Annotated in this window: 15 protein-coding genes, 1 tRNA gene and 1 pseudogene; 9 read left to right on the top strand and 8 right to left on the bottom strand. The window is 52.6% G+C overall.

Annotated elements, in window-relative coordinates; translation table 11 throughout:
* Positions 1 to 98 precede the first annotated feature (98 nt).
* Positions 99 to 1,207: pseudogene (locus JK198_RS14380) on the bottom strand (IS3 family transposase).
* 82 nt (positions 1,208 to 1,289) lie between these two features.
* Between JK198_RS14380 and JK198_RS14375 the strand changes: the two are divergent.
* Positions 1,290 to 1,574 (top strand): hypothetical protein, encoded by a 285-nt coding sequence (locus JK198_RS14375; RefSeq protein ID WP_212710840.1) that lies wholly within the window; start codon positions 1,290 to 1,292, stop codon positions 1,572 to 1,574.
* Positions 1,575 to 1,588: 14 nt separating this feature from the next.
* Here JK198_RS14375 and JK198_RS14370 read toward each other — a convergent pair.
* Positions 1,589 to 1,673: transfer RNA gene (locus JK198_RS14370), tRNA-Leu, on the bottom strand.
* Positions 1,674 to 1,975: 302 nt separating this feature from the next.
* Between JK198_RS14370 and JK198_RS14365 the strand changes: the two genes are divergently transcribed.
* Positions 1,976 to 2,491, top strand: a complete 516-nt coding sequence (locus JK198_RS14365; protein WP_212709605.1) for a DUF2501 domain-containing protein — start codon at positions 1,976 to 1,978, stop codon at positions 2,489 to 2,491.
* 239 nt (positions 2,492 to 2,730) lie between these two features.
* A complete protein-coding gene (locus JK198_RS14360; protein ID WP_212710841.1) occupies positions 2,731 to 3,405 on the top strand; it encodes a MarC family NAAT transporter in 675 nt (224 codons plus the stop codon).
* 38 nt (positions 3,406 to 3,443) lie between these two features.
* Here the strand turns inward: JK198_RS14360 and JK198_RS14355 are convergent, their stop codons facing one another.
* From JK198_RS14355 to JK198_RS14340, 4 genes are all read right to left on the bottom strand, one after another.
* Complete coding sequence (locus JK198_RS14355; protein WP_212710842.1) at positions 3,444 to 4,754, bottom strand: cytochrome c; 1,311 nt, start codon at positions 4,752 to 4,754, stop codon at positions 3,444 to 3,446.
* 4 nt (positions 4,755 to 4,758) lie between these two features.
* Positions 4,759 to 6,528, bottom strand: coding sequence for a GMC family oxidoreductase (locus JK198_RS14350; RefSeq protein ID WP_212709604.1), 1,770 nt, complete (start codon positions 6,526 to 6,528; stop codon positions 4,759 to 4,761).
* Between the two features lie 30 nt (positions 6,529 to 6,558).
* Positions 6,559 to 7,287 (bottom strand): gluconate 2-dehydrogenase subunit 3 family protein, encoded by a 729-nt coding sequence (locus JK198_RS14345; protein ID WP_212709603.1) that lies wholly within the window; start codon positions 7,285 to 7,287, stop codon positions 6,559 to 6,561.
* A gap of 133 nt (positions 7,288 to 7,420) precedes the next feature.
* On the bottom strand, positions 7,421 to 7,567 hold the full coding sequence (locus JK198_RS14340; protein ID WP_212709602.1) for a hypothetical protein: 147 nt from the start codon (positions 7,565 to 7,567) through the stop codon (positions 7,421 to 7,423).
* Between the two features lie 98 nt (positions 7,568 to 7,665).
* Here JK198_RS14340 and JK198_RS14335 point away from each other — a divergent pair, with 98 nt between their 5' ends.
* The 3 genes from JK198_RS14335 to JK198_RS14325 all read left to right on the top strand — a co-directional run bounded on the left by JK198_RS14335 (position 7,666) and on the right by JK198_RS14325 (position 14,921).
* Positions 7,666 to 9,165 carry a helicase HerA-like C-terminal domain-containing protein gene (locus tag JK198_RS14335; protein ID WP_212709601.1) on the top strand — a complete coding sequence of 500 codons (1,500 nt, stop codon included), beginning with the start codon at positions 7,666 to 7,668 and terminating at the stop codon, positions 9,163 to 9,165.
* 536 nt (positions 9,166 to 9,701) lie between these two features.
* Positions 9,702 to 10,994, top strand: a complete 1,293-nt coding sequence (locus tag JK198_RS14330) for a DUF445 family protein (protein ID WP_212710843.1) — start codon at positions 9,702 to 9,704, stop codon at positions 10,992 to 10,994.
* A 180-nt stretch (positions 10,995 to 11,174) separates the two neighbouring features.
* Positions 11,175 to 14,921 (top strand): S6 family peptidase, encoded by a 3,747-nt coding sequence (locus tag JK198_RS14325; RefSeq protein WP_212710844.1) that lies wholly within the window; start codon positions 11,175 to 11,177, stop codon positions 14,919 to 14,921.
* 58 nt (positions 14,922 to 14,979) lie between these two features.
* Here the strand turns inward: JK198_RS14325 and lptG are convergent, their stop codons facing one another.
* Positions 14,980 to 16,056, bottom strand: a complete 1,077-nt coding sequence (gene lptG, locus JK198_RS14320) for an LPS export ABC transporter permease LptG (RefSeq protein ID WP_212709673.1) — start codon at positions 16,054 to 16,056, stop codon at positions 14,980 to 14,982.
* Positions 16,056 to 17,156, bottom strand: coding sequence for an LPS export ABC transporter permease LptF (lptF, locus tag JK198_RS14315; RefSeq protein ID WP_212709672.1), 1,101 nt, complete (start codon positions 17,154 to 17,156; stop codon positions 16,056 to 16,058). The genes lptG and lptF overlap by 1 nt, the downstream gene beginning before the upstream one ends.
* Before the next feature lie 266 nt (positions 17,157 to 17,422).
* Between lptF and pepA the strand changes: the two genes are divergently transcribed.
* The 3 genes from pepA (at position 17,423) to JK198_RS14300 (ending at position 22,376) form a co-directional block, all read left to right on the top strand.
* Positions 17,423 to 18,934, top strand: coding sequence for a leucyl aminopeptidase (gene pepA, locus JK198_RS14310; protein WP_212709671.1), 1,512 nt, complete (start codon positions 17,423 to 17,425; stop codon positions 18,932 to 18,934).
* A gap of 122 nt (positions 18,935 to 19,056) precedes the next feature.
* The gene (locus JK198_RS14305; RefSeq protein ID WP_212709670.1) at positions 19,057 to 19,515 is read left to right on the top strand and encodes a DNA polymerase III subunit chi; all 459 of its coding nucleotides are present in this window, start codon (positions 19,057 to 19,059) and stop codon (positions 19,513 to 19,515) included.
* 5 nt (positions 19,516 to 19,520) lie between these two features.
* Positions 19,521 to 22,376, top strand: coding sequence for a valine--tRNA ligase (locus JK198_RS14300; RefSeq protein WP_212710845.1), 2,856 nt, complete (start codon positions 19,521 to 19,523; stop codon positions 22,374 to 22,376).
* Positions 22,377 to 23,507 lie beyond the last annotated feature (1,131 nt).

Genomic DNA, 23,507 nt, shown 5'->3' with positions numbered 1-23,507 from the left:
CAAAATAACAATGAATAAAACATTCTGCGCATGCTAGTAATCTCGTAAAGTTGACCCTGACCCCGAATATGATCCAGGCATAATCAGGAATACCGGCTTCAGGTTGGTTGCTTATTCTGGCAACCGGCAGATTTTTCGGCGAATTCGGATGGAGTCATCCAGCCCAGCGCAGAATGAGGGCGACTCTGGTTATAGTGTATGCGCCAGGCCTCGATTTTGCATCGTGCATCCTCCAGAGACATGAACCAGTTCTCGTTCAGGCACTCCTGCCGCAGCCTGCCGTTGAACGACTCTACTGTGGCATTATCCGTGGGCGTGCCTGGCCGTGAGAAGTCAATCCGGATATCACGTTCGTATACCCACTTATCCAGAATTTTTCCTGCAAATTCAGAGCCATTGTCTGTTTTCAGTAGTTGCGGTAACGGACGTCTCAACGCGATGCTGTCCAGCATTTCAGCCACTTCTGAAGAGCGCAGGTTCTGGCCTACGCAGATACCCAGACACTCACGCGTATAAAGATCGATTACCGTCAGCAGGCGGAGCCGGCGACCGTCAAACAACGCATCGGAGACAAAATCCATTCCCCATACGTGATTGGGATACAGTCCCTGCGGCTGTGGCTGACGTTTCAGCGCAGATTTATTACGGCGGGGGCGTTTAAGCCGGAGCGATAATCCCTGCTCGCGGTAAAGCCGGTAAATGCGCTTGTGATTATCGCGCCAGCCTTCCCGTTTCAGCATGACGTGGACCCTGCGGTAGCCATAGTGGACGCGAGTTTCGGTTATCTCCCTGATGCGCAGTCGCAGCGCGCTGTCATCTGCCGCAACGGAGCGGTACCGGAACGAACTGCGGCTGACCTGCAGCGCAAAGCAGACCTGTCTTTCACTGGCACCGAAGCGGGTCTGTAAGTCCCTGACCCATTCGCGCAGGCGTGCCAGCGTCAGCTCTTTTTTGCCAGCACGTCCTGCAACATGGCCTTGTCGAGGCTCAGATCGGCAACCAGCTTCTTCAGGCGAAGGTTTTCCTCTTCGAGCTGCCGCATATGCTTCAGTTCTGAAGGAGAAATCCCGCCGTACTTTTTGCGCCAGGTGTAGAAGGTAGCGTCGGAGATACCCAGCTTGCGGCAAACTTCCGGCACGGACGTACCCAGCTCAGCTTGCTTCAGGGCAAAGACAATCTGCTCTTCGGTGAATCGTGACTTTTTCATCGGCACAACCTCCGCTCAGGGGAGTCATTATCATGCCGGAATTCTGTTTCTGAATGGAGCAGTATTTTGGGTCAGGGTCATTATGAAGACATTACTAACATCGCGGTGTGTTAATCAATGGGGAGCAGGTCAACCTATTCTTGCTGCTAACGCCCATTTCCATCCAACATCTATGCAACACAAAGCACCAGCGGTCATTTTTAAAACAAAACTGTATACCGCCCTAAATCGAACTTGGGATATACATATTTATACCCCGCTTTATGCGATATACCCGCAGATACCATCAGATACGATGAGAATGAAAAATGAGCAGAAAAGAAGTAATTCACTGATTTTAGGCACAAAAAAAGCCACCCTTAGGTGACTTAATTTCGCATATGGTGCCGAAGGCCGGACTCGAACCGGCACGTATTTCTACGGTTGATTTTGAATCAACTGCGTCTACCGATTTCGCCACTTCGGCACTGAAGGGTATGCGGAAAACAAGCGGATTATACCCTGAGTGCCGGACGGTGCAAGGTGATTCCGTGACGAAGTGAATTAACTGCCGAAAAAACAAACATTCAGCCGGTTTTCTGCCACAGTGTGCCGAATGTCTTTTATCAGTGTTCTGCCCTTGCTCCTCCCCTTGCCCCTGCCGCGGGTGATAGCAGGGTCGGAGTCCTCCGATTATCAGCAGGGGGCAGTAAAAAAGGAACTAACGGAGGCTGTTACGGACTAAACTCTGGCGCAGAGTAAAAATATAATTCTGATGAGGCTGTATTTATGAAAAAGATCACACACACACCTTTACTGGCAATGGGCTTCGTCGCGGCACTGGTCAGTGCCTCTGCCTGTGCTTCCAGCTGGCAGGATAAGCTGAGCAGTACTGCTTCGGATTTAATGAACTCTTCTTCTGCCACCTCCGGTCAGGCATCAGGTGCGCAAAACGGGTTATCCCTGTCTTCAATTACCGGTCTGCTGAATGGCGGAAATAAAGCGGTCAGTTCCGACAGTATGAGTAACGCAACCGGGATTCTGCAGTATTGTGCCGAAAATAATCTGGTGAAAAATAATGTCAGTTCGGTGACGGATCAGCTGAAAAATAAACTGGGCCTGACGGACTCCGGTGCTCAGCAACAGGAAAGCGGTTATATGCAGGGGCTGGCAGGACTGTTGAATACAGGTAACAACCAGCAAATCAGCCTGAAAAGCCTGAGTAATACCCCGCTGGGTGAAAAGCTGAAAACCAAAGCCTGTAACGTAGTGCTTGAACAGGGCAAAAAATACCTCGGTATGTAATTTCCCGCCGGTACAGGCCTGCCGGCCTGTACCCTTTTTGACTCCCTGCCCTCGGTTTTTTGCTGATTTATTCACCGTCTGCAGTTACTGCTACACTTTACTCCCTGAGATAACTTCGCTGCCGCCGGAAATTAAGGTTATATTCGCTAATATACCGCCGGGCCGGGATCTGCTGACAGGTATGCGCTTCCCGGACGGCGGAGCACCGGGTTGTCCCTGTCCAAAAATCTGAGGGTGTTATGCAGGAACTTATTAAAGCTGTCGGGCTGGGATTAGTGGTGTTATTACCGCTGGCTAATCCGTTAACCAGTGTCGCTCTGTTTCTTGGCCTGTCCGGAGATATGAATTTTACCGAACGCAATCGCCAGTCTTTCCAGGCTGCGGTGTATGTGTTTGCCATTATGATGGTGGCCTGGTATGCCGGTAATGCGGTACTGGATACGTTCGGCATTTCTATCCCGGGCCTGAGGATTGCCGGAGGGCTGATTGTGGCATTTATCGGTTTCAGGATGCTGTTTCCGGCACAGCAACTGCACGATACGCCGGAAATACAGCATAAGCAGGAAGAAATTGATGCCGCCGGGCCGCATAATACTCCGGTAAATATTGCCTTCGTACCGATAGCCATGCCAAGTACTGCCGGGCCGGGAACCATTGCCATGATTATCAGTACTGCATCAACGGTAAGGGCCGGGGATTTTCCGGTCTGGGTTATGCATCTGGCACCGGTAATCACTTTCCTGCTGATTTCCGTGATTTTATGGCTTTCATTACGCAGTTCCGGCGCAATTATGCGCTTTATTGGTAAAGGCGGTATCGAAGCTATTTCCCGTTTAATGGGCTTTCTGCTGGTCTGTATGGGCGTGCAGTTTGTGATTAACGGGGGGCTGGATGTCGCAGCACACCTGAAGTAAAACCGGGAAATATTTCCCGGTTTTCTGTCCCGCGGGATTTATTGCGATTTCAGTGAGTCCCGTACTTTTTTCACCTGATCAGCACTGACAGCAGCAGCCGTATTTCCCCAGCCCTGACGGACAAATGTCGCCAGAGTTGCGACCTGCTGATCAGACAGACGGTAGGCAAAACCGGGCATTTTCAGCATTGACGGGGCTTTAGCTGTGGCTGGCAGTTGTGCGCCTTGCAGAATTATCTGAATCAGACCATGCGGATCTCTGGCATTGACAATCGACGCCTGATCCAGTTGCGGGAAAGCACGGGCAGCTCCCAGGCCGTTGGCAAAGTGACAGGCACCACAGTTGTTCAGGTATAAAACTTCACCATCAGTCAGATCAGTGGCGGCAGTAAGTTTATCGGTGGTGAGCTGATTTTTTTGCGGGTCATAAGTCTGTAATGGCGGGTTCCCGCCGAGGAATTTAAGATAAGCAGCGATCGCCTGCAGATCCGCATCGCTCATATGGGAAGTGCTGTGTTCCACCACCGCAGTCATTTCTCCGGCAACTCCGGCTTTATCGTTACGCCCGGTTTGTAAATAGTCGCTAATTTCTTCGGGACTCCAGCGCGGAATACCTCGCAGCGAGGGAACATCCCAGCCATTCAGCGAACCACCGGAAAGAAAGCTGCTGTTACTGCTATCCAGCCCTTGTTCGTTCATCGCAAAACCACGCGGGGAGTGGCAACTGCCGCAGTGACCAAGCGACTCGACAATATATGCCCCGCGGTTGACCTGATCGCTCGCTCCGCTAACCGGCATAAACGGCTGGTCCGGGGTAAATGCCAGATTCCAGAAACGCATTCCCCAGCGCTGGCTGAAAGGAAAACTCAGCCGGGTTTGCGGTGGCTGGCTATTTACCGGGGCCACACCGTGCATAAAGTAGTTATACAGGGCGTGGATATCCTGGTCACTGATTTTGGAATAATCCGGATACGGCATCGCCGGGTACAAAAAGCTGCCATCAGCACGGACACCTTTACGCACCGCATCAGCAAACTGCTGTTCCGTATACTGACCAATCCCGGACTGTTTATCAGGAGTAATATTGGTAGAGTAAATGGTGCCCAGACCAGACTTTATCGCCAGCCCGCCGGCATAATCGGCACCGCCGCTGCGAGTATGGCAGGCCATACAGTCTCCCAGCCGTGCCAGGTACTCGCCCTGTCTGACCAACTGATCCTGATTAGTGCTGTTGCTGTTGCTGTTGCTGTTGCTGTTGCCGGTGTCCGCGGCCTGAGTACTTCCCGCCAGCCCGCAGCCCAGTAGTAATACATTCGCCAACAGCAGGCGTCTGAATGTCATTTTTATCATGATATTACACCTGTACCAGTGGGCCGGGGTTGTTCAGATACTGTTCTTTAATCGCGTTGGCTGCCATTAAGGTGATGGCACCAATAGTATCTGTCGGGTTTGACTGGAAGTTCTGCGGAAACGCATTACCTCCTGGCACAAACACATTGTGAACATCCCAGCTTTGCAGATAGCGGTTCAGGGCAGAGGTTTTCGGGTTATCCCCCATGATGGCACCACCGACATTATGGGTAGAGACATATTTGGTCAGGTCAAAGTCCGCGCCCATCGGCAGAAAACTCATACTGAAACTGTCAGGGTTCAGTTCCCTGACGATATTGCCAACAATCCCTTTCAGATATTGCTGTAACATCAGTTCATTACGTTTCCAGTTAAAAGTCATCCGCAGTAACGGCTGACCATGGCGATCTTTATAGGTCGGATCCAGGTCCAGGTAAACATCGCGGTAAGACATGCATGAGGTGGTTATCCCCACTTTCATCGAATGGCCGTACCAGTTTTCCAGGCCGTTTTTCCAGCCCGCACCCCATGAAGGCGTGCCTGGCGGCAGTGCGGTACTGATAGGTGTCCCGGTCGACTGGGCACTCTGAATTTTCGCCCCGCCGATAATCCCCAGCGCCGGACCATCAAAGTTGCCCGGAGAGATATCGTTAAACTGCACCCCGGTAGGGCCGGAACTGATAAACGGATTAAAGTTTTTATCTTTAAAAAACAGGGTGGCAGCACCATTACTCAGGAACGCATAGTTACGCCCCACTACCCCTTCTTCGGTGACCGGATTATAAGGCTGGCCGATACCGGACAGCAGCATCAGACGGACGTTATAGAACTGGAAGCTGCTGAGAATAACAATTTTCGCCGGCTGGAAGCATTCATTGCCCTGCTCATCAATATAGAGCACGCCTTTAGCGGTTTTTTTATCGTCGTGCAGTACCACTTTCAGGACTTCGGCATGTACTTCATACGAGAAGTTTTTCATTTGCTTCAGGGCATCAAGCACCGCGGTCTGGGGTGAGGCTTTAGAATAGTTCAGGCAGGGATATTTAGAGCAATAACCGCAGTAGTTGCAGGGCGCGATGGTATTACCGTACGGATTCGTCCAGACCCTCGAAGCCGCCGCCGACGGGATAGTAAACGGGTGATAACCCATTTTTTTAACCGCATCACCGAACATCACGTTGTTCAGGGTATTTTCCAGCGGTGGTAACGGCATCGGATTGGCACGCGGCCCTTCAAAAGGATCGCCGCCCTCCAGAATTTTTCCACGCAGATTACCGGCATTGCCGGATAACCCACAGATACGTTCAAATTTTTCAAACCAGGGTTCAATTTCGTCCCAGCTGAACGGAAAGTCCCTGACCCGCATATCTTCAGACAATATGCCGGGTTTGTAGGCTTCATCAGCATAGGTTTTGAGTTTAAGATCGGTGGGGGTCGGACGCAGCAAAACGCCGGTCCAGTGCATACCTGCCCCGCCAACCCCGCCGCCTGGCACAAATGCTCCCCATTTACGGGTCGGCAACGCGGTGTCCTGCATCGTATAACGGACAGTGACGGCAGAATCGGCCGGGGTGGTCATAACTTTATTACGCACCGCATAGGCATATTCATCTGCCGGTTTAGGGTAGGCAAATGCAGCGTAATCCCGCTCCGGACCTTTCTCCAGGGCACGTACCGTCAGACCTGCCATCGCCAGTTCAATGCTCATTAATGAGCCTGCCCAGCCAAATCCGCAGACCACGACATCGACTTCTTTTTTAGTTATCTGAGCCATAAGAAACCTTGTTATTCAGAAAAACAGCAATCAGGCGGTTTCGCCCAACAGACTGACCGGACCGAGAGGATATTTGACGTTATGTTGCCTGACCCATTCCAGATAACTGGCCCTGGCGCCGGGGAAACCGATAGCAATCCAGGCTTTCATGCCCTTGTTGCCGCCATACATCGGGTCTGCAAGGTAGCCATGTTTGGTATCCGCCAATAGCTGGCTGAAAAACTGTGAGCTTTTAAGGTCATTTTCACCCAGTGCTGCGAAGTCCAGAGTGTCTTTCTGTAATGCTGTCAGTACCTTATCTTTTTCCGTCACGGAGAGCTGATGGAAAGGTTTCTGCAGATTTTGCTGACTCCATTGATTCGTCAGCCGGATACCGGTCTGATAAATCTGCTGCGGATAAAAAGGGATCTGATATCCCATAGTCGCGGGTGCGCGGGGATTAAACGGCGCTTCCATATAAATTTCTTTACCGAACTGCGGGTCATGTAACTGCTGATCGATAAATACCGGCACATTCGTTTCCAGCGCACCGGGGGCCTTGCCGGGGCCACCAGCCGGAATAATCCGGTCAGTGGCCGCCAGGATAAACTGCCATTCGTCCGCCTGAAAAAATACCGGCGGGTAGTGATCAAGTTCGGGCGCAGCCATGTCAGCTGCCTGAGCTGCGGTCAGCCCCTTCAGCACCAGTTCAGTCAGTGGCAATGCCATCAGTGAACCGAGCAGGAATTTGCGGCGGGTGGTGTTTTTTTGCAACAACATAATTAACGACTCTCATTTGCTCAGAATATATTTATTATAAAATTGTTAACAAAATAAAAGATGGAAACGCTTCCAATACAATGATAGCGCTTACATTAGCGCACTTTAATTACAAATTTAATATACTGATAACCTAACCATCAATATTTAGCACGAAATGTCGCCACTGACCGCGGGCGGGGATCAGTATTAAACCTGGCATGCCGGGGGGAAGTTCGCCATTCACCTGTAAAATAAGCGGGTATATTTTTGCCACACCACTGTCTATAGTCTTAGTCATATCAGCGGTTATCCGTACTGGTTGCGGATAATGCCAATGAAAACCTGTTTCCCGTCTGAGGGATACGAATACTGCTAATTTTCAGAGACTGACACTGTATGACTGCACCTTTACTGATTGCCCGTACTCCGCAACTGACCCTGAACCTGTTACCGGCCCTTGCCAACCGCCACGGTTTAATTACCGGCGCTACCGGTACCGGCAAAACCGTGACCCTGCAGAAAATGGCAGAATCCTTTTCGGCGATAGGCGTACCGGTATTTATGGCTGATGTGAAAGGCGATCTCAGCGGCATTGCCAAAGCCGGCGAGAGTTCAGAAAAACTGCAGACCAGGTTAGCCAGTATCGGAGTGACCGACTGGCAGCCGCAGGATAATCCGGTGGTACTGTGGGATATTTTCGGTGAAAAGGGTCATCCGGTACGGGCGACAGTGTCCGATCTCGGACCATTGCTGCTGGCAAGGCTGCTAAACCTCAACCAGATCCAGTCCGGCGTGCTGCAAATCATTTTCCGGATCGCTGACGATCAGGGTATGCTGCTGCTGGATTTCAAAGATCTCCGCGCAATGGTGCAGTATATCGGCGATCATGCGAAAGAGTTCACCACCCGGTACGGTAATATCAGCAGTGCTTCTGTCGGGGCGATTCAGCGCGGTTTGCTGGCCCTCGAACAGCAGGGAGCTGAATACTTCTTTGGCGAACCTATGCTGGATATTAAAGACTGGCTGCAGACCGATGCGCAGGGCCGCGGTATCATCAATATTCTGAGTGCAGAAAAACTGTATCAGATGCCTGAATTGTATGCCGCCAGCCTGCTGTGGATGCTGTCGGAATTGTATGAGCAATTACCGGAAACCGGTGATACAGAAAAACCGAAGCTGGTGTTTTTCTTCGATGAAGCCCACCTGTTGTTTAATGATATTCCCGACGTATTACTGGATAAAATTCAGCAGGTAATACGACTGATCCGTTCCAAAGGCGTCGGGGTATATTTTGTCACCCAGAACCCGGCCGATATTCCCGATACAGTGCTGGGTCAGCTGGGCAACCGTGTACAGCATGCCCTGCGGGCATTTACGCCTAAAGACCAGAAAGCAGTAAAAGCCGCAGCAACCACTCTGCGGGCTAATCCGGCCTTTAATACGGAACAAGCCCTCCAGGCACTGGGCACCGGTGAAGCACTTATTTCATTCCTTGATGAAAAAGGCAGTCCGTCGGTGGTCGAACGGGCGATGGTTATTGCCCCCGGCTCACGTATGGGGCCACTGAACAGTGATGAGCGTAACAGTCTGATCAATCATTCCCCCCTGTACGGCAAATATGACGAGGTGGCGGACCGGGAATCGGCGTACGAATTATTACAGCACGCTGTTCAGTCAGCCGGTCAGCAGGCCAATGCCCCGCAGGCTAAAGGCGGTAAAGACGCGGTAGAAAATACAGTGCTGGACGGGCTCAAAAATATTCTGTTTGGCTATACCGGGCCACGGGGAGGTAAACATGACGGAGTCGTGCAGACCATGGCAAAAACCGCAACTCGTCAGGTGACTAACCAGATTTTACGGGGTGTGCTGGGCAGCCTGTTTGGCGGGCGAAAATAATCTGAACTGTTTAGTCTGATCAAGGGGCCGTTCCGGCCTCTTCGCTGTACAGGGTAAGGCTCAGACCGCCTGATAACGCCTGGTAACAATCAGCGAGACACTGCTGAGCACCGCCAGCAGCATCCGTCCGTCCGCTTTCATTTACAGACCGCCAGTGCCAGACAGATTACCGAAAACCTGCAGCGGGGCGAATATGACCTCGCCTTACCGTTTTGCCTGCATGCAGAGCGCGGGATAAAACTGGCGGTGATGCCGGTACAGCACCCGCTGGCGGTACCCTGCCTGTCAATCCGCCAGCTGACAGAACGTACCCTGCAGATTCAGCTATAGCCCGGCCGCCAGCAATCTTCGGCACTGAAACTGTTTCTGAGTTTTATCGGAGAGCTATTACAGCAACAGCATGATAATTTTTCTGCCGGCGGCGATGAATTGTCCTGAAAAAGGTCCTTTCCGGGAAAAAAGCACGACTGATTGCTATGCTGAAACCTGATAACTGTAACTTAACCCTCTGATGTTGTGAGTTTACTGAGCTGTATATGGATAACACTTCCGGTCTGAAAAAAACCAAACGTCTGGCGTTATGCCTGCTTATGCTGGCGGGCATCATTTTTCTGGTTACCCTGTTTCTGCCGCAGACGCTGCCGGTACAGGCAGTAAAATCGGTGACCGAAGCGGCTATGGTCGGGGCACTGGCAGACTGGTTTGCGGTCAGTGCCTTATTTCACCGCATTCCGTTGCCCTTTATCGGCCGGCATACCGCGATTATTCCACGCAATAAACAGCGAATTGCCGATAGTCTTGGCCGGTTTGTCGAAGAAAAATTTCTCAGTACCGACAGTATGATTGCCCTGCTGCGCCGTCAGGATCTGGCAGGAAAACTGGCCGGCTGGCTGACCGTACCACAGAATGCCGGGCGGTTGAGTACCCTGCTCTGTCAACTGATCAGCGGTTTTCTGAATGCCGGAAATGACCAGCATATCCGGCGGTTTTTGCGTCAGGGGATAAGCCGTGCTATCGACAGTGTGGATTTCAGTCAGACTGCCGCCCGACTGCTGGAAAGCCTGACCCATGAAAACCGCCATCAGGCACTGCTGGACTCACTGATAGCACAGGTCGTGCAGGTGCTGGAAAATCCACAGTCACGACAGTTTATTGCCGGACAGATCAGCCGCTGGTTTCGCCAGGAGTATCCAACCATGGCACGGCTGATTTCTGTGGAATGGCTGGGCGAAAAAGGCGCGGATAAAGTGACAGCGATGGTGGATTCTCTGCTGCTGGATGTCGCGCAGGATCAGCACCATCAGTTACGTGACAGTGTTAACCACAGTGTACAGCGGTTTATTGAGGCATTGAAACAAGATCCGCAGATGCAGCAACGCGCCCGGCAACTGAAAACATGGCTTAAGGAAGATGAAACCTTTCATCAGTATACGGGAGAATTGTGGGACGATCTTCGCCGCTGGCTGACAGAGGATATGCAACGGCCAGAGTCAGCCACCGCCAGGCAAATGGGTCAGGCTGCCCTGCGGGCCGGAGAAGTCCTGCAAAAAGATCCGCAACTACGGGCTTCCCTGAACCGGCATATTGAACAGGCGGTGACCCGCAGCGGGCCGGACGTCGCCCGCTTTCTGACACGTCATATCAGCGATACCATTAAAAGCTGGGATAACCGGCAATTATCAGCCCAAATCGAGCAGAATATTGGCCGTGATTTACAGTTTATCCGTATTAATGGCACTCTGGTCGGCGGGGTTCTCGGACTATTACTGTTTTTAGTCTCCCGGTTACCGGAATTTATTCAGTTATTACGCCACTGGCTGACATTATAACTTCCGCTAAAAGAAATAAGTAACCGACTAATGATTAAATATAATTAATAGTACTAAATACGTAATATTATTTTTTCAGAATGAAATAACATTCCCGGGGCATAATTCTGGACAGGATTTATTTTATTGGTTATAAAGCCGCATCGTCAGGAAGACATGAATTAATTAAGGATATCAGCCTTGAAGCGACTCTCTGTAACCCTGCTGTGCTCTGCCTCTCTGGTCCCTGCGCCAGGTAATGCCGGTATTATGCGTGAAGATGTCCCGGTTCAGGAATACCGTGACTTTGCGGAAAACCTCGGTAAATACCGCCCGGGAAAACAGAATGTCAGCGTATTAAAAACTGATGGCAGCACTGCCGGTATATTACGTTACCCGATACCGGATTTTGGTGCGGTAAACACCCAGGGATATGCCACCCTGATATCCCCCTCGTATATTGTCAGTGTCCGGCATAATGGCGGTTATAAAACAGCAGATTTCGGTAATAATGCAAATTTCAAAACAAAATATAGTTTAATTAATCGTAACGATGATACTGCGCGTGATTTTCATGTCCCGAGACTGAATAAAGTTGTTACGGAAGCGGCCCCGGTACCCACGGTTAAAGGTAAAGACCTCGCCAAAAATAAAGACCGCTATCAATGGTTTGCCCGTGTCGGCGCGGGCACACAATACCAGGTCGATGCCGATACCGGCGGACTGAGGTACCTGTCAGGTGCTTATCAATGGAAAAGCGGTGGCACTATGACAGAACCCACTTTCGAAAGCTGGCGGCTGCGCTGGTATAACTACTCGCCAGAGGATCCGCGGGTTCAGCCACTGGACTCCTCTCCCAGGCCCGGTGACAGCGGCAGCCCGATGTTCGTTTACGATAATCAGGAAAAAATCTGGAAACTGGCCGGCGTCCTGACCAGTATTTCCGGGTCTGAGCCGTATAATCTGCGGGGCTATGTCCTGTTTCTGCAGGATGCTCATCTCGCTGCCGTACAACAGGAGAATACCGACCCGGCCGTCACTGACCGCCGCTCTGCGGGGGATATTCTCTGGTCAGCGGACAGCATTCGCCAGGCTGATACTCAGTGGCAATGGCATGGTACCGACACCCTGATTCCGGCACTGGCAACGAATGAACAACTGGATGCCAGTAAAGACCTGCAATTTAACGGGGAAGGCGGCACTATTATATTGCAGCAGTCCGTTAACCACGGTGCCGCAAAATTACAGTTTTCCAATAATTATCAGGTCGTTTCCGGGCCCGGTGAAGATGCCCGCTGGGTGGGTGGCGGTATCGAAGTCGATGAGAATTATACGGTGGACTGGCAGGTTAACGGTCAGGCCGGCGATGTGCTGCATAAAATCGGTGCCGGTACCCTGTGGGTTCACGGGCAGGGAGCAAACCCCGGTGCGCTGAACACCGGTGACGGAGTGGTGATCCTCGACCAGCAGCCGGACAGTAACGGTAAAATACAGGCCTTTTCCGCGGTGACGCTGGTCAGCGGACGCCCGACAGTTGTGCTGAACAGTGCTGATCAGGTCAGCAGTGACAATATTCAGTTTGGCTACCGGGGCGGCAACCTGGATTTAAATGGCCAGTCATTAGCCTTTAGTGAAATAAAACATAATGATAACGGGGCACGCTTACTGAATAATAATGCTCTGCAGGCCTCTGAGGTGACACTGTATGGGGCGGATTATCAGTTTTCCGGCAGTCTCGGCAGCCCGCAGGCCAGCGGGAAGCTGAATCTGACCAGCCTGTCAGACGGGCGACTGAGTGGCGGTGCCAGCCTGTCAGACGGGCGACTGAGTGGCGGTGCCAGCCTGGCGGAACTGGCGGTGAGCAGCGGTCACCTGCAACTGGCCGGGCAGCAGGAACTCCATGCCGGTAATGTGCTGTACAGCGATGACTGGCAGCCGCAGACGTATACTGCAGAAACAGCCAGAGTCGCGACAGACAGTCGCCTGACGGTGGCAGAGCATGCCACCCTTAATGCAACAACCCTCCTGTCAGATAACGCCGGGCTGATAATGCAGGCCCGCAGTACCCTGCAGGGCAGCGTGCTGCTGGAGACTGACCGTTCGCAACTGATTGCCGATATCAGCCCGCGGGTCAGTACTCTCGGCGAGTTGTCCGCACAAATTGATGCGCAGATCACCGGCGAGGGAACGCTGGAAAAAACCGGTACCGGACGGCTGACGTTAACCGGTGACAGCAGCAATAAGGGCGGGATCCGTGTCCGCGAAGGTGAGCTGGAAGTCCGCTCCGTGGTCAGCGGCCCGCTGAATATGTTTGCAGAGACAACACTCTCCGGCCCGGGCCGCCTCGGGGCAGTTTCCGGAGGGAAGAACGTCACCTTTTATCCCGGCCTGCACCGACAGTCAGAAAACGACTGGGCGGTTATGAAGATGGCCAGTCTGGATATACCTGACGGTGGTCAGTTGATCCTGAATTCAGGCTTTAGAGGCACAACTACCGATCGTTTGCTGATTGAGGGTGACCTGAATAGCCGTGCCGGTTCACCATTGCTGGTAAGTGTTAACTCACAAGGGATCTGGCGAAATACCGATACGAATGGCAATAACCATGCGGACAGCAACGAAGGTATCTCATTAGTTCAGGTCGGCGGGGCCTCTGATGAGACGCGGGTAAAGCTGGCGGGTGGTTATGTGGCCCGTGGTGCCTGGGCATATGATTTATATGCCTTCGCCCCGGGAAAATCAGACGCAGGTGAACGCTTACTTACCGGAGAAGGTAATCAATACTGGGATTACCGTCTGCAAAATATTCTGCTTAACAGTGACGGTAATACAGTACCTGTGGCACCGGAACCCGCGCCCCAGCCAGATCCGCAACCGGTACCGGAACCCGCGCCGCAGCCAGACCCGCAACCGGTACCGGTACCTGCACCGCAGCCAGACCCGCAACCGGTACCGGTACCTGCACCACAGCCAGACCCGCAACCGGTACCGGAACCTGCACCACAGCCAGACCCGCAACCGGTTCGTCCGGCAACCACACCACAGGTGCCGTCCTATATTTCACTGCCGTCAGCCCTGGGGAATTTCAGTTCAGCCATACAGGAGATGCTCAGCGATAGCGTACGTGTTCAGGACCGGGCAATATTCGCTTATGGCTACCATAGCGAGGAGCGTTACCACACGGCCGGTGACTTTGCCCGCTACGGGTATAATTTTACCAGTAAATCTAATGGCTGGATGCTCGGCGGTCGCTGGCAACTGGCCGTATCGCCATGGCAGCAAATCACCGTCGGCGCGGGAGTGAGTAAGGGCTCACTTTCAGTAAAACCCTCTGCTGCTGACGGAGACAGCCGCACAGCATTTGATACCCTGAGTATTAACAGCCTGCTGCGCTGGCAACACAGAGCTGGCTGGTGGCTGGAAATGCCCGCCGGGTATACGCGCTTCAGTGGTACGGTGCATACCGGTTTACGCGGTGGTGTTGCCAGCCCGAAAGCCGGTAGCTGGACCGCCGGACTGGATGCCGGTAAACGCTGGCAGTCAGCAACACAAAGTATCACCCCGCTACTGGGGATACGCTGGCAGTATCTGAATATCCGGCCATTTAGCGATGAAGATCAGGCTCAGGTCCGCTACCGGATACAGCGCAACCCTGATTTCAGTGCCGGTGCGGGCTACCGGCTGGATCTCGGAAATCTGACTGCCGGAGTCGATTTACGGTTAATTCATCGTCCGGGCGGTGGCAGCCAGGCGATTATCAGTGACGGCCTGACATCCTCCAGTTTCAGTGCCGGGCGTGGTGGTGACAGCGTACAGCTGAAAACCAGGGCCGCATTACGGCTGACGGAGAACACGACACTGACGACCGGTATGCAGTACCAGACACGGCTGCAAAAAGAAGGTATTGATGACTGGAATATCCTCAGCGGTCTGGAAGTGAGCTTCTGAGAAACAGGCATAAAAAAGGGGTTCACCGCACAAGTGAACCCCTTTTTTCAGGCAGCCTTTAGCGCCGTTTAATCAGTAAATAGAAGCTGATAATAAAGAACGCGGCACTCGGTAAAATAGCGCCGAGGAAAGGAGGCAGCCCGTAGACCAGGCTGAGTGGCCCAAAGATCTTATCCAGTACATAGAACAGGAAGCCAAAACTGATACCGGTTACCACCCGCATTCCCATAGAGACACTGCGCAGCGGACCAAAAATAAACGATAATGCCATCAGCATCATTACGGCCACCGAAAGAGGCTGTACTGCTTTACTCCACATATTCAACTGATAACGCTCTGCTTTCTGTCCGCTTTGTTTCAGATACCTGATGTAATCATTCAGTCCGCGGATAGATAATGAATCCGGGTCCAGCGCCACAACATTCAGTTTTTCCGGGGTCAGGCTGGTTTTCCAGACGCCGGTCACGGTCTGAGAGCCGGTAATTTGCTGCGGGTTAGTCAGGTCTGATTCATCCACCTGTACCAGGTTCCACTGGTGTTGTCCGCTATCCCAGTCGGCCGTCGCCGCGAAACGGACATCTTCCAGCCGGCGCTGATCATTAAAGCGGTAAATACTGACGCCTTTCAGCTGATTTTCGCTCTGGATATGCTCAATAAAGATAAAGTTATTACCATCTTTAGCCCACAACCCGCCCTGAGTCGACAGTAGTGAACCTCCGAGCATTTGCTGGGCGCGGTAATTGTGCGCCATCTGATCACCCTGTGGTGCCACAAACTCGCCAATCGCCATCGACAGTAATACCAGCGGGATAGCTGTTTTCATCACTGAAAGAGCAATTTGCAGGCGGGTGAAACCGGAAGCCTGCATTACCACCAGTTCGCTGCGCTGTGCCAGGCTGCCCAGTCCGAGTAAGGCCCCCAGTAAAGCGGCCATCGGAAAAAACAGTTCCAGGTCTGACGGCACACTTAACAGGGTAAAATAACCGGCGTCCAGCGCCGTATACGCGCCCTGGCCGGTTTTTCTTAACTGCTCAACAAATTTGATAATGCCCGACAGAGACACCAGCATGAACAGAGTCATCATGATGGTGTTAAATATGGTTTTACCAATATAACGGTCCAGTACTCCAAACATCAGACCACCTCACTGCGGCTGAAACGGGCCCTGAATCGACGCATCGGCAGGGTATCCCACAGGTTCAGGACAATCGCCAGCAACAGATATCCGAGATTAACTGACCACATCCAGACGGCAGGATCAAGACGGCCCTTACCGGCATTTGAGCGGAATGAACTCTGTACCAGGAAGAAAATCAGATACAGCAACATTGCCGGCAGCATCGATAAGACCCTTCCCTGACGCGGGTTAACCACACTCAGTGGTACCACCATCAGCGCCATAACCAGTACCGAGAATACCAGAGTCAAACGCCAGTGCAGCTCCGCACGGAATGCCGGTGAAGGGTTATGCCACAGGGTACTGAATGTCGCCTGGTCCGTATCATTCGGATCCAGAGTGGCCTCTTTATAGCCCATCACCGCCTGATATTTGGTGAAGTCAGTAATACGGAAATCGCGCAGCATCGCCGTGCCTTCAAAGCGGGTTCCTTTATCGAGGATCACCGTCTGGGAACCGTCAGCATGCTGTTCCATATGGCCCTGGTCCGCCACCACGACCGAAGGACGGGCATTTCCTTTGGGCCGCAGCTGTGCCAGGAAAACATTACCGAACTTGTTGCCTTTCACGTTCTCGATAAACAGTACTGAGTTGCCGTCACCGGAAGTACGGAATTGTCCGGCTGCCAGCGCGGCTGCACCCGGGTTGGCTCTGGCGTTCTGGGTCACCTGATCCTGGTAGCGCGCCGACCATGGCCCCAGCCAGGTGACGTTAATCGCCGCCAGAGCAGCCGTCAGCAGCATCAGCAACAAGGCCGCCTTCACCAGCACACTTTTGCCCAGACCACAGGCATGCATGACCGTGATTTCGCTTTCGGTGTACAGCCTTCCCAGCGTCATCAGGATCGCCAGAAACAGGCTTAATGGCAGGATAAGTTGCGCCATATCAGGCACCCCTAATCCCAGAAGAGTAAGAACTAAATTTGTCGGGATATCGCCGTCTACCGCCGCTCCGAGGATCCTGACCAGCTTCTGACAAAAGAAGATCAGTAGCAGGACAAACAGAATGGCGAACTGACTTTTAAGCGTCTCCCGAACCAGATATCTAATGATAATCACGCTAAATACGCCTGTGAAAACTTGTCTTTTTGCAGGAAAGTCGATAGTTTCAACGCTTATTAGCCATTTTAATTCATCAATGGCTGCCATCGTGGCTAAAATTGTATGACCACCTTCTCAGGATACTGAGGTATCAGCCCTCAGAATCTTAACTTATTATGACGCCGATATGGTGTTTGTCATGGTACAACTGTTTCATAATAAGAATAAGAGTTATACATTCTAGCGATAGCAAACGCTGTTGTCTTTAAGATTCAGGAGAATACATGGAGTTCAGTGTAAAAAGCGGTAGCCCGGAAAAACAACGCAGTGCCTGTATTGTTGTCGGCGTATTTGAACCTCGTCGTCTGTCGCCGATTGCCGAGCAACTCGACAAGATCAGCGATGGCTATATCAGTGCCCTGCTTCGCCGCGGCGAACTGGAAGGAAAAGTGGGCCAGACCCTGTTACTGCACCATGTGCCGAACATTCTCTCTGAGCGCATTCTGCTGATTGGTTGTGGTAAAGAACGTGAACTGGACGAGCGTCAGTATAAGCAGATTATTCAGAAAACCATTAACACCCTGAATGATACTGGCTCAATGGAAGCCGTCTGTTTTCTGACCGAGTTACATGTTAAAAGTCGTAACAATTACTGGAAAGTACGTCAGGCGGTCGAAACGGCGAAAGAATCTCTGTACTGCTTTGATCAGCTGAAAAGTAATAAAGCTGAACCACGCCGTCCGTTACGCAAAATGGTCTTTAATGTGCCGACCCGCCGTGAGCTGACCAGTGGCGAACGTGCCATCCAGCATGGTCTGGCCGTTTCGGCCGGGGTTAAAGCAGCTAAAGACCTCGGTAATATGCCACCGAATATTTGTAATCCGGCATATCTGGCTTCTCAGGCCCGTCAGTTAGCGGACGCTTACAGCCAGAATATCACCACCCGGGTGATTGGTGAGCAGCAGATGAAAGAACTGGGGATGAATGCTTATCTGGCGGTCGGTGCCGGTTCGCAGAACGAGTCCCTGATGTCAGTGATTGAGTACAAAGGTCATCCGGATGCGGATGCCCGGCCGATTGTACTGGTCGGTAAAGGTCTGACTTTCGATGCCGGAGGGATTTCCCTGAAGCCCGGCGAAGGCATGGACGAAATGAAGTACGATATGTGTGGCGCCGCGACAGTCTATGGTGTGATGCGTATGGTCGCCGAGCTGAAACTGCCGCTGAATGTGGTAGGTGTGCTGGCCGGGTGTGAAAATATGCCTGACGGCCGGGCGATGCGTCCGGGGGATGTTCTGACAACCATGTCTGGTCAGACCGTCGAAGTGCTGAACACCGATGCCGAAGGCCGCCTGGTGCTGTGTGATACCCTGACCTACGTCGAGCGTTTCGAGCCGGAAGTGGTTATTGATGTCGCCACCCTGACCGGTGCCTGTGTGATTGCCCTCGGCCACCATATCAGCGGACTGTTATCTAACCATAACCCGCTGGCCCATGAACTGATTGGGGCTTCCGAGCAGTCCGGTGACCGTGCATGGCGTTTACCAATGGCTGATGAGTACCAGGAACAGCTGGAATCAAACTTTGCCGATATGGCCAATATCGGCGGACGCCCCGGCGGAGCTATCACTGCCGGATGTTATCTGGCCCGCTTTACACGTAAGTATAACTGGGCTCACCTGGATATTGCCGGTACCGCATGGCGTTCAGGGAAAGCCAAAGGTGCTACCGGACGTCCGGTTCCGCTGCTGTCACAGTTCCTGCTGAACCGTGCCGGGCTGGGTAACGACGAGTAAACCGCCTGCCGCTGTACACCCGGCCCGCCAGGGTGTACGGTTTTTGATCTGCAGTCGCGGCATCATTTATTTTATGAGTGACTCCGGTCACTCTTTTTACTTCATGAAACACAGGCAATCCCATGAAAAATGCCACGTTTTATCTCCCTGGTCCCGATCTGCAACAGGATACCCTGTCTGCGGCAGAAGCACTGGCCTGCGAGCTGGCTGCTGCCCGCTGGCGTGAAGGTAAACGCATCCTGGTCGCCTGCGAAAACGAACAACAGGCTATTCGCCTTGATGAGGCGTTATGGCAACGTCCGGCAGAGGCATTTGTTCCGCATAATCTGGCCGGTGAAGGCCCGCGTTATGGCGCGCCGGTTGAACTGGCCTGGCCGGAGAAACGCGGCAGTACTTCCAGAGATTTGCTGATTAACCTACTGCCGTGGTTCGCAGATTTTGCTACTGCTTTCCATGAAGTGATAGACTTCGTTCCTGATGAAGAATCTTTGAAGCAGCTGGCGCGTGACCGCTATAAAGCGTATCGCAGCGTCGGTTTCCAATTGAATACGGCAACGCACTCCGCGCCAAAAACGACATAGCAGAAATGGAAAAAACATATAATCCGCAAGAGATAGAACAGCCGCTTTACGAGCACTGGGAAAAGCAAGGCTATTTCAAACCCAATAGTGATACCCGCCAGGAAAGCTATTGCATTATGATCCCGCCGCCAAATGTGACCGGCAGTCTGCACATGGGACATGCTTTCCAGCAGACAATTATGGATACCATGATCCGTTACCAGCGTATGCAGGGGAAAAATACCCTGTGGCAGGCAGGGACTGACCATGCGGGTATCGCTACCCAGATGGTGGTTGAACGTAAAATCGCTGCGGAAGAAGGTAAAACCCGTCAGGACTACGGCCGCGAGGCGTTTATCGACAAAATCTGGGAATGGAAAGGCGAATCCGGGGGCACTATCACCCGCCAGATGCGTCGTCTGGGTAACTCTGTGGACTGGGAACGTGAGCGTTTCACCATGGACGAAGGGTTATCCAATGCGGTTAAAGAAGTGTTTATCCGTCTGCACAAAGAAAATCTGATCTACCGTGGTAAACGGCTGGTGAATTGGGATCCGAAACTGCGCACCGCTATTTCCGATCTGGAAGTTGAAAACCGTGAGTCGAAAGGCTCTATGTGGCATATCCGTTATCCGCTGGCGGATGGCGCGAAAACTGCCGAAGGCAAAGATTACCTGGTGGTCGCCACAACCCGTCCGGAAACTCTGCTGGGGGATACGGGCGTTGCTGTTAATCCGGAAGATCCGCGTTATAAAGATCTGATCGGTAAAGAACTGATACTGCCACTGGTTAACCGCCGGATCCCGATCGTCGGTGACGAACATGCCGATATGGAAAAAGGCACCGGTTGTGTGAAGATCACACCTGCCCATGACTTTAATGACTATGACGTCGGACGTCGCCATAAGCTGCCGATGATCAATATTCTGACCTTTGATGGCGATATTCGTCAGCTGGCTCAGGTTTATGATACTAACGGTGAAGAAAGTAGCGTTTACGATGCCGCGATCCCTGCTGAGTTTGCCGGGCTGGAGCGTTTTGCGGCCCGTAAAGCCATCGTTTCTGCCGTCGATGCGGCCGGTTTACTGGAAGAAATTAAGCCTCATGATCTGACCGTACCTTACGGCGATCGTGGTGGCGTGGTGATTGAACCTATGCTGACCGACCAGTGGTATGTGCGTACTGCACCACTGGCGAAAGTTGCCGTTGAAGCCGTCGAGAACGGTGATATTCAGTTCGTCCCTAAACAGTACGAGAATATGTATTTCTCATGGATGCGTGATATCCAGGACTGGTGTATCTCCCGCCAGCTATGGTGGGGTCACCGTATTCCGGCCTGGTACGATGATAACGGTAACGTTTTTGTCGGCCGTAATGAAGCCGAAGTCCGTGCCGACAATAATCTGGCAGATGATGTCGCGCTGCGTCAGGACGAAGACGTACTGGATACCTGGTTCTCTTCCGGTTTGTGGACTTTCTCTACCCTTGGCTGGCCGGAGAATACCGAGGCTCTGCGCACTTTCCATCCGACCAGTGTGGTGGTCAGTGGCTTTGATATTATTTTCTTCTGGATTGCCCGCATGATCATGCTGACCATGCACTTTATGAAAGACGAAAATGGTAAGCCACAGGTTCCTTTCAAAACCGTCTATATGACCGGCCTGATCCGTGACGATGAAGGACAGAAAATGTCCAAGTCAAAAGGTAACGTGATCGATCCGCTGGATATGGTGGACGGTATTTCACTGCCGGATTTGCTGGAAAAACGTACCGGCAATATGATGCAGCCGCAGCTGGCAGAAAAAATCCGTAAGCGTACCGAGAAGCAGTTCCCGAATGGTATTGAACCTTCCGGCACCGATGCGCTGCGCTTTACCCTGGCAGCACTGGCTTCTACCGGCCGTGATATCAACTGGGATATGAAGCGACTGGAGGGCTACCGCAATTTCTGTAATAAGCTGTGGAATGCCAGCCGTTTTGTACTGATGAACACCGAAGACCAGGATTGCGGATTTAATGGTGGTGAGAAAGTTCTGTCGCTGGCTGATCGCTGGATCCTGACTGAGTTTAACCGTACGGTTAAAGCATACCGCGAAGCACTGGATAGTTATCGTTTCGATATCGCTGCCGGTCTGCTGTATGACTTTACCTGGAACCAATTCTGTGACTGGTACCTGGAACTGACCAAACCGGTCATGAACAGTGGCAGTGAGGCAGAACTGCGCGGTACCCGTCATACACTGGTGACGGTACTGGAAGCGTTACTGCGCCTGGCGCATCCGATTATTCCGTTTATTACCGAAACCATCTGGCAACAGGTGAAGGTTCTGACCGGTAACAGCGATGACACTATTATGCTGCAGCCATTCCCTGCCTACGATGCGGCGAAGGAAGATGCGCAGGCACAGGCAGACATCGAATGGATTAAGCAGGCTATCGTATCAGTACGTAATATTCGTGCTGAAATGAATATTGCCCTGAGTAAACCACTGGATCTGCTGCTGCGTGGCGCTACCCCCGAAGTACTGCGCCGTGTGGAAGCGAACCGGACCTTCCTGCAACGTCTGGCACGCCTGGAAAGCCTGACACTGCTGGCCGCCGATGATAAAGGCCCGGTTTCTGTGACTAAGCTGGTCGAGGGTGCCGAGTTACTGATCCCGATGGCCGGACTGGTTAATAAAGAAGCCGAACTGGAACGTCTGGCAAAAGAGCTGGCGAAAGTGGATCTCGAAATTGAGAAAATCGACACTAAACTGGCTAACGAAGGCTTCGTCGCCCGTGCCCCTGCCGCTGTGGTAGAGAAAGAGCGTGAACGTCTGAGTGATCTGCAACAGGCCAGAGTGAAAATTATCGAGCAGCAGGCAGTCATCGCTGCGCTGTAAGTTTTCCGTTATCCTTTACTGTTTAAAGCCGGGTTTGTCCCGGCTTTTTTGTGCCGGGAACATTTTTCCGACAGCAAGTCTCTTGCTACCGATCGGACGGGTTAAGGCCCGGTGGCGTGGGCCTTAACAATCCGTGCCGGGGCGTCACCTTTTAGTGCGGAGTTACTGGTTTTTGGCATAAGCTTCCGGCTCTGAGCATCTTCCTTTATCAGATACCTTTATCGCTGAAACAGTTTTGCTGCAATCGGCGTTATCGATAATTAGTGCTAATCCACCGCCTTCGGGCATAAGCGTCCGGCTCTGTGCATCTTCCTTTATCAGATACCTTTATCGCTGAAACAGTTTTGCTGCAATCGGCGTTATCGATAATCAGTGCTAATCCACCGCCTTCGGGCATAAGCGTCCGGCTCTGTGCATCTTCCTTCCGCCATCAGTGGCGGAGTTTCAGCAGCCGCACTGCGGCGGACGGGTTAAGGCCCGGGGGCGCGGGCCTTAACAATCCACGCCTTCGCGCAGTCCTCGCTGTTCCTTCGCTTATCGCTCCGTCTTTCCGGACCGCACGGATTCGCCGTCCATGGCTCAGCCGTGCTATCGCCGGCGTCCTGCCGGCTCCTCCGGGCCGTCACTCTGCGCTCAGCGCTGCGGATAGCGCGTGGTCACACCGTTGCGGTAATAAACCAGTATTCATCAGATACTTTCATTGCTGAAAACCATCCATAGCCAAGGCAGGTTACCGGAGGCGGCATCCGGGCCGCTGAGTGAATGAGTGTGACCAGGGCGAGCCGCAGGGAAGCGGCGAGAGGCCGTGTTGAGCAGGAGCGAATCGCGGCCGGTCCGTCAAGGTCACGGGAATGAACGAAGGTACCGCGCAGCGGCGGAACGATCTGCCGCACAGGCCCGGAGTGCAGAGGGCGCGGCCATTGCGCCCTTTGCCTGGNCGGCGGAACGATCTGCCGCACAGGCCCGGTGTGCAGAGGGCGCGGCCATTGCGCCCTTTGCCTGGTCGCCCGCTGCGAGGCGGCAAAAATAGCCTGACATTATGGCGAACAGAACCCCGCCGGATTGATATGCGGCATACCCGCATCAGCGTTACAGTACCGCCCCGGTAATAAATCGAAATTAATCAGATAC

The sequence above is a fragment of the Tatumella sp. JGM91 genome (assembly GCF_018257575.1).
GTDB lineage: Bacteria > Pseudomonadota > Gammaproteobacteria > Enterobacterales > Enterobacteriaceae > Tatumella > Tatumella punctata.
The sequence above is the reverse complement of the archived record's forward strand: the minus strand, read 5'-3'. Positions and strand labels throughout refer to the sequence as shown.